Raw genomic sequence first — 10,449 nt, forward strand, 5'->3', positions numbered from 1 at the left:
GCGGGAGACTTGTCCAGAAGTCTCCCGCAATTCTTCGAATAATTGCACGCCCTTAAAGGACGGATTCGAACAATGCCCGCGTGTTGGCTTCGGTCATCTTGACCGGGTTGCCGCCTGTTGAGGGATCATTCAGGGCATCGCGGACCAGAATGTCGAGATCGGGGTCTTTGACACCCAGATCGGACAGGGTTTTCGGGATCGCAAAGCTGTTGTTGAATTGATCCACAAAGGCGCAGAAGCCGTCGAAGCCGCCCTCAATCCCCAGATACCCCGCAGCGCTGTCAAAGCGGTCGCGGATGGCGTCTGCGTTGAACTTGAGCACGGTGGGCATGAAGACGGCGTTGGTGGTGCCGTGGTGGGTGTGGTGATGTGCGCCGATGGGGTGTGATAGCGCATGGATCGCGCCAAGACCCTTTTGGAATGCGGTTGCGCCCATGGCGGCAGCGCTCATCATGTTGGCGCGGGCGTCGATGTTGGTTGGGTCATTGTAGGCCTTGGGTAGGTTGTCGATGACCAGTTTCATCCCTTCCAAAGCGATGCCCTGGCTCATTGGGTGGTAATGTGGGCTGTTGAACGCCTCAACGCAATGGGCGAAGGCATCAAGGCCGGTGCCTGCGGTGATGAACTTGGGCATGCCCACGGTCAGCTCTGGGTCGCAGATGACGACTGCGGGCAGCATCTTGGGGTGGAAGATGATCTTTTTCTCGTGGCTTTCCGAATTGGTGATCACACTGGCGCGGCCCACTTCGGATCCGGTGCCGGCGGTTGTGGGCACGGCGACGATGGGGTGGATGCCGGCGGGGTCGGCGCGGGTCCACCAGTCGCCGATATCCTCAAAATCCCAGAGTGGACGAGACTGGCCAGCCATGAAGGCAAGCGTCTTTGCCAGATCAAGGCCGGAGCCACCCCCAAACGCGATGACGCCGTCAAAGCCGCCTTCGCGGTAGACCTTGAGGCCGTCCTCGACGTTCTTTTCGTTTGGGTTGGGATCGACATCCGAGAACATCGCGCGGCCAAGCCCGGCCTGTTCGATAAGGTCGAGTGTTGTGGTGGTGATGTCCATGCCTGCCAGCCCCCGGTCGGTGACGAGCAATGGCTTGGTGATGCCTGCGGCAATGCAGGCCTCGGCGATTTCCGAGATGCGGCCTGCGCCGAAGCGGATTGCGGTGGGATAGGACCAGTTTGCGGTGAGGGCCATTGCGGTCATGCCTTCTTGAGATGGTAGGATTTGGGACGTGTCAGAGCCTGATATGCGAGTTTCGACAGGCCTTGCCCGCGTCCGGTGTCCTTGCAGCCGGTCCAGCAGAGCGCCGGGTCGAGGTAGTCGCAGCGATTGAGGAACACGGTGCCGGTTTCGATCTGGTCGGCGATTTCCTCGGCTTTCGCGGTGTCTTTGGACCAGATAGAGGCTGTGAGGCCGAACTGGCTGTCATTCATCAGGGCGATGGCTTCGGCGTCGTCTTTGACGGGCATGATGCCGACGACCGGGCCAAAGCTCTCGTCGCGCATGACGCGCATCTTGTGCGTGACGTCTGTCAGGATTTGCGGCGTCAGGTATGCGCCGCCATCGTCGGCGGGCATTGTGGCGATATGGGCTTTGGCCCCGTCTGCGACGGCTTCGGAGATCTGGGCGCGGACTTCGTTGGCGAAGCGGACGTTGGCCATTGGGCCCATCGTTGTGTCCGGATCAAGCGGGTTGCCGAGTTTCTGAGCGTTGACCCATGCGACGGCTTTTTCGACGAATTGGTCAAAGAGGCTTTCGTGCACATAAATACGCTCGATCCCGCAGCAGCATTGGCCTGCGTTGAACATCGCACCGTCCAGCAGCGTATCGACGGCTGCGTCCACATCAGCATCTGCGCGGACATAGCCGGGGTCTTTTCCGCCAAGCTCGGTCGAGACGGGCATGAACGTGCCCGCTGCCGCGCGTTCGATGGCTTTGCCCCCACCGACGGAGCCGGTGAAGTTGACGAAATCAACCGCCTTTTGCGACAGCAGCACAGAGGTTGTTTCATGGTCGAGCACGAGGTTCTGGAACACGTCCTCGGGGACGCCAGCGGCATGAAACGCCTCTGCCAGATGGTCGCCTACGGCAAGGGTTTGACCTGCGTGTTTCAGGATCACGGTGTTGCCTGCGATCAGCGCGGGCGCGACTGTGTTGATCGCGGTCATGTAGGGGTAGTTCCACGGTGCGATGACCATGACGGTGCCCCATGGCACGCGCTTGATCACGCGGCGGAAGGTGTCGCTGTCTTCGATTGTGGTCTCTTGCAGTCCCTCTTCGGCGACGTCCACCATGTAGGACAAGCGCTCGTTGAAGCCGCCGAACTCCCCGCCATACCGGATGGGGCGGCCCATCTGGTGCGCGATTTCTTGCGTCATGCGGTCTTGCTGCGTGCCGATGATGTCGGCGGCTTTACGCACCAGTGCGATGCGTTCCGATACTGGGCGCGCGGCCCATGCGGCCTGCGCGGCGCGGGCACGCGTCGCAGCGGTGAAAGCGGCATCCTGGGTCAGCACGTCGCGCGTGAGGTACACCGATCCATCGATCGGCGAGATAAGGTCAACAGTCTTGGTCATGGTCAGGCTCTTTCAAATCCGCGCTGGATTTCCCAGTCGGTGACAACGGCGTCAAACGCTTCTTGTTCCACTTCGGCGGCGCGGGTGTAGTGGTTGATCACGTCATCGCCCATCGCCTCGCGCAGCATGGCAGAGCCACGCAGCGTCTCTGTAGCCTTGATCAGGGTGTTGGGAATCTCGGGGATCTCGGTCATGTGATAGACATCGCCGGTGACGGGGTCGCCCAGCTTCAGGCCGTCTTCCATTCCTTTAAGACCAGCGGCAAGCTGTGCAGCGCAGGCAAGGTACGGGTTGATGTCGGAGCCGGGGATGCGGCATTCGATGCGGACGCCCTTTGTGCCCTCGCCCACAAGGCGGTAGCCCGCGGTGCGGTTGTCGACAGACCACGCGATCTTGGTGGGGGCAAAGGTGCCCGGCAGAAACCGTTTGTAGCTGTTGACGTAGGGCGCAAGAAACACGGTCATGTCGGGGGCGTATTTGATCAGGCCCGCAACGTAGCTTTTCATTGTGGCGGACATGCTCAGGGGCGCGTCCGGGTCGTGAAAGACGTTGGTGTCGTCCTTGAACAATGACTGGTGGACATGCGCGGCGCTGCCCACCTTGTCGGCGTGCCATTTGGGCATGAAGGTCACCGCGTGGCCCTGCATATGGGCGATTTCCTTGACCGCGTGTTTGGCGATGGTGTGGTTGTCGGCACAGGCCAAGCCGTCGGCGTAGCGGATGTTCAGCTCTTCCTGACCGGTCTCGGCCTCGCCCTTGGAGTTCTCGACCGGGACGCCAGCAGCGACCAGATGATTTCGGATCGGGCGCATCACGTGTTCTTCGCGGGTGGTCTGAAGGATGTTGTAATCCTCGTTGTAACCGCTGATCGGGGTCAGGGTGCGAAATCCGCCCTTTCGGATTTCATCAAAGCCTTTTTCGAACAGGAAAAATTCAAGCTCGGTCGCCATCATGGGCGTCAAGCCCATCGCAGACATGCGCGCGATTTGCTTTTTGAGCATCTGGCGCGGGGAATGGGGAACCGGTTCATGGGTGTGATGATCAAGCACATCGCATAGAACCATCGCGGTGCCTTCGAGCCATGGCACCGGGCGCAGCGTGTCCATGTCGGGCTTCATCACATAATCGCCATAGCCTGCGGCCCAACTCGTGGATTTGTAACCATCGGGCGTCGCCATTTCGAGATCGGTGGCCAGCAGGTAGTTGCAGCAATGGGTTTCTTTCCAAGCGCTTTCGAGAAAGTTCGACACGGTGAACCGTTTTCCCATGAGGCGGCCCTGCATGTCGACCATGCAGACCAGAACGGTGTCGATATCGCCGGACTCGGCTTTGGCGTGCAGATCGTCGAGTTTCATTATGGCCTCCGGGGTGGTCAGGGTGGCCAAATCCGCAAAGGGATTTGACCATTTTCGTGATAGGAATCGGCACCGCTCGGATCAAACCAAGCGATGCCCTGTGTTGCTTTATTCGAATGTATACGGCGCGCCAGCCTGATTGATGACGCTGTTGTATTCGCGGAAGATGTTGATGATCTTCTCTTGAATTTCGCCTTCGGCTGCAATCTCGGTCCAGAACTCTTTCGCAGCGTTCTCGACCTCGGCCCATTCGTTGGCCGGCACCTGACGCAAGGCCAGCTTGTCGCCATTGGCGCGCAGGGCTGCTTCGCCACCCCAGTACCACTGGTTGCGGTAGGTGTGGCCTGCCTCGGTCGCGGCCATGACCACGGATTTGAGGTGATCCGGCAGGTCGGCCCAGCGCTGCTGGTTGACGAACCAAGAGCCGATCCAAGCGCCCGAGATATTGTTGGTCAGGAAGTAGTCGGTCACGTCCGCCCATCCGACGGTGTAGTCTTCGGTGATGCCGGACCACGCCATGCCGTCAATCTCGCCTGTCTGGACCGCGACTTCGGCGTCCTCGTAGGGGATCGACACCGGTATAACGCCGAATTTCGACAAGAAGCGACCGGCGGTCGGGAAGGTATAGAGGCGCAGGCCGTCAAGATCGGCCACCGAGGTGATTTCCTTGGTTGTGTTAAAGTTACACGGATCCTGACCCGCGGCAGAGAGCCATTTGACCCCGACCTTGTTGTATTCCTCTTCCCAGATTTCCTTGAGGCCGTACTGGTTGAACAGTACCGGTACGTCGAGGATGTGCTTGGTCGCAAAGGGGAAGTAGCCGCCGAATTGGCGCAGCGGTGTCGGCGACGCCATGGAGTCGTCGTCCGAATGCACGCCGTCGATGGTGCCGCGCTGAAGGGCCTGGAAAAGCTCGCCGGTTGGGACGATCTGGTCAGCGTAGAAAAGCTCAACCGTCAGTTCGCCGTTGGAGTTGGCGTTGATGTAGTCGATGACCGGCTTGGTCACATGTTCGCCAAGTGCTGCACCGGCATAGGTCTGAAAGCGCCATGTGATGCCGGACTGAGCTTTGACAACAGCGGGGGCGGCAAGGCTTGCGGCGGCACCGATGCTGGCGGTTGTTAGAAACTTACGTCTGGTGGTCATGTCATTTCCTCTCGGTTGGGTTGGGGATGCTCCGTTCCCGGAGTCTTGATTGTTGTTATTTGCCGTATACGTATTCCGGAAGCCAAAGGGCGATCTGTGGAAAGAGCATCACAAGGGCGAGGGCTGCGATCATCACCAATACGAAGGGGATGATGGAGACATAGATGTCCTTGAGGCTGATTTCGGGCGGGGCCATGGCGCGCATCAGGAACAGGTTGTAGCCGAAGGGCGGTGTCATATAGGCGATCTGCGTCGTGATCGTGTAAAGAATCCCGTACCAGATCAGATCAAAGCCCAGCGCGCCGACGAGTGGGACGTAAAGCGGCGCAACAATGACCAGCATCGCGGTGTCGTCCAGAAACGTGCCCATGATGATGAAGCTCAGCTGCATCAGGATCAGGATCACCCAAGGTGACAGGCCCAGTTGTTCGGTGAACAGGTTGTCGATCGCCTTGACCGCGCCAAGGCCGTCAAACACCGCGCCAAAGGCGAGGGCGGCGAGGATGATCCACATGAACATACACGAGATGCCAAGGGTTTTTCTGACCGAGTTCTCGAACACGTCGCGGGTCATGCGGCCTTTGAGGACTGCTGCCCCAAACGCGGCCAGAGCGCCGATGGCCGAGCTTTCGACAAGCGATGTCCAGCCGTTGATGAACGGCACCATCATGATGAAGAAGATTGCCAAGGGTAGCAGGCCCGCACGCAGCAGACGCATTTTTTCGGCGCGGGGAAGGTCGCGTTCGGCGGCGGGCAGGATCGGGCCAAGCGCTGGGTTCATCTTGCAGCGGATCACGATGTAGAGGACGAACATGGTCGCCATCATCAGGCCGGGGATCACTCCTGCAAGCCAGAGCTGGCCCACTGGTTGACGCGCAATCATGGCATAAAGGACAAGCACGACAGATGGGGGCACAAGGATGCCAAGCGATGACCCCGCTTGTATGACACCCGTCACCATCCGTTTGTCATATCCGCGCCTTAGCAGTTCGGGCAGCGCGATGGTCGCGCCAATGGCCATGCCTGCCACGCTGAGACCGTTCATGGCCGAGATCAGAACCATCAGGCCAATGGTGCCCACGGCCAGACCACCCGACAGGCCACCCATCCAGACGTGGAACATCTTGTAGAGGTCATCCGCGATGCGGCTTTCGGACAGGACGTACCCCATAAAGATGAACATCGGCAGGGTCAGAAGCGGATACCACTTCATCAGCTTCATCGCCGCCGAGAAGCCCAGATCGAACCCTCCGCGATCCCCCCAGAGGAAGAAGGCCGCGACCACCGCGACAAAGCCGATGGCGCCAAACACGCGTTGCCCCGTCAGAAGCATCAGCATCATGGTCGAAAACATGAGCGCCGCAATCATTTCATACGGCATCAGACCTTGGCCCCCATGTCATGTCCCTTGAGCCGCAGGATATCTTTGGCCAATTCGCAGAGCACTTGCAGGATCATCAGGAAAATGCCGATCACCATGATGGTCTTGATTGGCCAAAGATAGGGGCGCCATGCGGTTGGGCTGCGTTCCATAAAGCCGATTTCTTCGCTTCCGGTGACCAGACCTGTGAAAAAACCAATGGGTTCAGACCCGAAATAGCCAAAGGAATAGGCGGTTGACGCGATGCCGCCATACAGCAGGAAGCCCAGATAGATCAGCAGGAAGATCACTGTCATCGTGTCGATCGCGGCTTTGCGGCGGTCTGACATCTCGCCATAGATCAGGTCCATCCGCACGTTTGATCCCATCTGGATCGAATAGGGGCCACCAAGGATGTAATAGGCAACCATCGCAAACTGCGCCATTTCCAGCGTCCAGAGCGAGGGGAGGAAAAACACCTTGGTCAATGATGACCAGAGCAGAATGCCCATCATCACGAAGATGCCGTACATCACGATACGCCCGATCATGCGGTTGAACGGGTCAATGACGCCAACATATGCTTGAAGCGCGCGGATCATGACGGCACCTTTTCCGCCAAGGCACTGCGGAGCATGGTGCGTAGTACATTCGCAAAGCGTGTGACCCCAGCCGGATCTGCGACCAGATCGTTGCGCACCTCGATCATTACGTTTTGAAGCCCCCGCGGGATTGCGTGTTCGCGTAGCGTGTGGGTGACACCATCGGTGACGGAATAGGGTGCGTTCAGGCGCGCATCCAGATCGCCGGGCGCATGGGCCAGCATCGCTTGTGCCAGCCGGTCGTCGGTGTCGTGCAGCAGGCCAAGTTCAACCTTTCGCGGTTCTCCAAACCACAGGGGCGTGAAGGTGTGGATGGTGACAATGGCGGGGGGGGTCGTGAACCCGTCCAACGTGTCGCGCAGGAGGGTGCGGAACGGGTCATACACATCCGTTACGCGGGCGGCGCGTTGCGCATCGGTTAGGCTGGCATTGCCGGGCACGTCAATCACTTCGGATTTGGTGGGAATGGCACCCGGCGCGCTGGGCGGGCGGTTGCAGTCATAGACCAATCGGGAAACCCGTGAGGCCACCAGCGGCGCATCAAGCGCGTGCGACAGGGCCACGGCCAGATCACGCCCACCAAGATCCCACGCGGCGTGGCTTTGCCGGTGGTCCGGGGCGACGCCTAGTTGGTCCAAAGACGCGGGAATAAATGCGCTGGCATGTTCGCAGACAAGGCAAACTGGCGCTAACCCGCCTGGGTTGATCACCTCGGCAGCGGGGCCTTCGGCACCGGTCAGAATCGTATGTTGCGTCGGTTTGTTCACGAGGGTCATTAGGGTTGTCGGCCCGTGCACTGTCAAGAAAATTCCGTTGATTATTTTACTAACTTTGGTAAAGCTGTAACGATTGCTACAAAAGGCGTCAAAGCATGGCAAAACCTCTTTCGGTCAAGGACCGTCTGCACGATCAGGCCGGTGCGCTCACCCCGGCGGAACGGCAATTGTCCAGCATTCTGATGCGTGATTATCCTGTGGGTGGCTTGCAATCTATCACGCGTGTCGCAGAGGCGGCGGGTGTGTCCACGCCAACGGTGATCCGCTTGGCACGCAAGCTTGGGTTTGACGGATTTCCGGAATTGCAGGCCGCCATGCGCGATGAGGCGTCGGCGCAGTTCAAAACCCCAATCCGCAAGCGCGAAGGGTGGGGCGATGCAAAACCGGGATCGGCCGCATTCAAGGCGTTTGCCGAAGCTGTGTTTGACAATCTAAGCCGCACCATCGACCGGCTGGAGCCGGGAACGCTTGATGCAATTGCCGGGGTTCTGGCCGATCGTCAACGGCCAGTCTACCTGTCTGGGGGGCGGATCACGCGGTCCAATGCGGACTACTTCTATAACCATCTTCAGATCATCCGCCCCGGTGTGACCCTTTTGGGGGCGTCACCCAATGTTTGGCCGCAATACATTCTCGACATGGACCAAGCGTCGGTTCTGATCCTGTTCGACATCCGGCGCTATGAGCGTGATTTGGAACGGCTGGCCGAACTGGCCAAGGAACGCGAGGCGGCGATTATTTTGTTCACCGACCAATGGGGGTCGCCGATTGCGCGTCTGGCTGACCATGTGGTCAACGCGATGATCGAAGTGCCCTCAAGTTGGGATTCGACGCTGGCCATCAACCTTGTGATCGAAGCCCTAATTGCTGAGGTTCAGACAAGGGTGTCGGATACTGCGCAGGAACGGATTGAGGCGTTGGAGGATATGTTCCGGTCTACCCGCATCTTCCGAAAGTCAACCTGACGGCACATCGTCTGCAAGCCGACTGTCCAACAATTGCCCTTCGCGCAGCAGGATCGGATGAGCAACGGTCACGATCCAGGAATGCATTTCCTTGAGCGTATACGCAGTTTCGATATGCACATCGCTGGAGGCAAAGCTTTCGGGCACACCCGCGCTTAGGCGTTTGAGGTGCTCCTTGCGGGTCTTGCGTTCAAGCCGTGCCATTTCGGTCTTTTCCTCAAGCAGTTGTCGCGCGCCGACAAGATCGTTGCTGATCAGCACGCTCGACGCGGTTTCGAGGTTCTGGCACAGCCTTGCGTAAATCGTGGACAGTTCGGCAAAGCCTTCCTTTGAGAAAGAAATGCCCTGGTCCGATTTCTCTTGCGCCAGTGGCAAGAGCCGTTTGACCAGCAGATCACCTGCCGCCTCAAGCGCGATGGCGTAATCCACCAGCGCGCGCAATTCGCGCTTTTCCGATTTCTGCATCGCATGATGTGGCAGTTCGGTGGCAAAGAGTCGGATGTCGTCCAATGCGGTGTTCAACACTTGATCTTCTGCGGTCAGTGCGCGGGCCTGATCGCGATCGTATTTCTGGTAAAGGTCCATCACCGGGGCCAGCATTTCGGACAGCACATCGGCCATGCGGATCACCTCGCGGCGCAGGCAGGCCAAGGCACGCACCGGAGTGTCTGTGCTGCCCGGATCAAGGTGTGACCTGTGCAATGGTGCGGCCACATGTGGCGCTTGCACGTCCGGCACAAGCCGCAATAGCGCGGTGTTCAGCGGTTTGGCCAACAAGATGAGTGTTAGGACCAGCGTGTTAAAGCCGATATGTACCGCGACGAGCATGGCATCGTCCCCCATCGGAGGAAGGGCGGTAGGCAGTCCGAACCTGTCAATCGCGGTTGCCGCGATCAGCGCCGCGATGCCGCGCAGAATCAGATTGGCCAGCGGAATGCGCCGCACCACTGGAACGGCCCGACGGGTGAGCCAGACCGGGATCACTGCTGACCCAAGATTTGCCCCGAGCACCAGCGATATCCCCGCCGCCAATGGCAGTGCGCCGATGCCAACCACCGTCACGGTCATCAGGATCGTGGCAACCGAGCTGTGCATGACAAAGGCAAGCGCCGCCCCAGTGAGAAATGCGGTCACAAAATCGCGTTCGAAATACCCGGCAAGGGCAGGCAGAATGGCGCTGTCGCGCACTGGCTCGACCGCTTCGCGCAGATAGCGCAGGGCAATCAGGATCAACGCAACGCCAACAAGGATGCGCCCCACTTGCTTCCAATTCCGTGTCTGCGATTTCAGGAAAAGCAGCCCCCCGATCGCAAGAAGCGCAGGCACCAATTCCTGAAGTGGGAAAGACAGCAGCATGATCAGCAGTGCTGACCCCAGATCTCCGCCCAGAACCAACGCAAGTCCTGATGCAAAGGTCAGTCCTCCTGTGCCTGCAAACCCTGCAACCAGAAGCGTCACCGCAGCCGAGCTTTGCAGCACCATCGCCATCAGGAGCCCTGACGCCATCATCGTGATCGTGCCACGCGGCCGGCCAATTGCGCGGTGCAGCCGCGGGCCAAAGGCGCGTTCAATTCCGGTGCGTACCATGCGCACGGCAAAAAGCAGCAACAGAACCGCGCCAGAGAGATGTAGAAGGAAGATCAGGATTTGCATGATGTTTCAGGT

Annotated in this window: 9 protein-coding genes; 1 reads left to right on the top strand and 8 read right to left on the bottom strand. The window is 59.2% G+C overall.

Annotation, left to right across the window (positions count from 1 at the left end; translation table 11 throughout):
- Window positions 1-52 precede the first annotated feature (52 nt).
- The 7 genes from ACSHXH_RS02620 to ACSHXH_RS02650 all read right to left on the bottom strand — a co-directional run bounded on the left by ACSHXH_RS02620 (window position 53) and on the right by ACSHXH_RS02650 (window position 7,819).
- Complete coding sequence (locus ACSHXH_RS02620) at window positions 53-1,198, bottom strand: iron-containing alcohol dehydrogenase (RefSeq protein WP_435670204.1); 1,146 nt, start codon at window positions 1,196-1,198, stop codon at window positions 53-55.
- 5 nt (window positions 1,199-1,203) lie between these two features.
- A complete protein-coding gene (locus ACSHXH_RS02625; RefSeq protein WP_435670205.1) occupies window positions 1,204-2,580 on the bottom strand; it encodes an aldehyde dehydrogenase family protein in 1,377 nt (458 codons plus the stop codon).
- A gap of 2 nt (window positions 2,581-2,582) precedes the next feature.
- Complete coding sequence (locus ACSHXH_RS02630; RefSeq protein ID WP_435670206.1) at window positions 2,583-3,935, bottom strand: glutamine synthetase family protein; 1,353 nt, start codon at window positions 3,933-3,935, stop codon at window positions 2,583-2,585.
- Window positions 3,936-4,043: 108 nt separating this feature from the next.
- Complete coding sequence (locus tag ACSHXH_RS02635; protein WP_435670207.1) at window positions 4,044-5,081, bottom strand: TRAP transporter substrate-binding protein; 1,038 nt, start codon at window positions 5,079-5,081, stop codon at window positions 4,044-4,046.
- Window positions 5,082-5,136: 55 nt separating this feature from the next.
- A complete protein-coding gene (locus tag ACSHXH_RS02640) occupies window positions 5,137-6,462 on the bottom strand; it encodes a TRAP transporter large permease (protein WP_435670208.1) in 1,326 nt (441 codons plus the stop codon).
- A complete protein-coding gene (locus ACSHXH_RS02645) occupies window positions 6,462-7,043 on the bottom strand; it encodes a TRAP transporter small permease subunit (RefSeq protein WP_435670209.1) in 582 nt (193 codons plus the stop codon). The genes ACSHXH_RS02640 and ACSHXH_RS02645 overlap by 1 nt, the downstream gene beginning before the upstream one ends.
- Window positions 7,040-7,819, bottom strand: coding sequence for an N-formylglutamate amidohydrolase (locus tag ACSHXH_RS02650; protein ID WP_435670210.1), 780 nt, complete (start codon window positions 7,817-7,819; stop codon window positions 7,040-7,042). The genes ACSHXH_RS02645 and ACSHXH_RS02650 overlap by 4 nt, the downstream gene beginning before the upstream one ends.
- A 95-nt stretch (window positions 7,820-7,914) precedes the next feature.
- Between ACSHXH_RS02650 and ACSHXH_RS02655 the strand changes: the two genes are divergently transcribed.
- Window positions 7,915-8,784 (top strand): MurR/RpiR family transcriptional regulator, encoded by an 870-nt coding sequence (locus ACSHXH_RS02655; protein ID WP_435670211.1) that lies wholly within the window; start codon window positions 7,915-7,917, stop codon window positions 8,782-8,784.
- Here ACSHXH_RS02655 and ACSHXH_RS02660 read toward each other — a convergent pair.
- Entirely contained in the window at window positions 8,776-10,437 is a 1,662-nt protein-coding gene (locus tag ACSHXH_RS02660) for a Na/Pi cotransporter family protein (protein WP_435670212.1), read from the bottom strand. The genes ACSHXH_RS02655 and ACSHXH_RS02660 overlap by 9 nt on opposite strands.
- Between the last annotated feature and the right edge of the window lie 12 nt (window positions 10,438-10,449).

It is taken from the genome of Marivita sp. (assembly GCF_051251565.1).
In the GTDB taxonomy this organism is placed as follows: Bacteria; Pseudomonadota; Alphaproteobacteria; order Rhodobacterales; family Rhodobacteraceae; genus Marivita.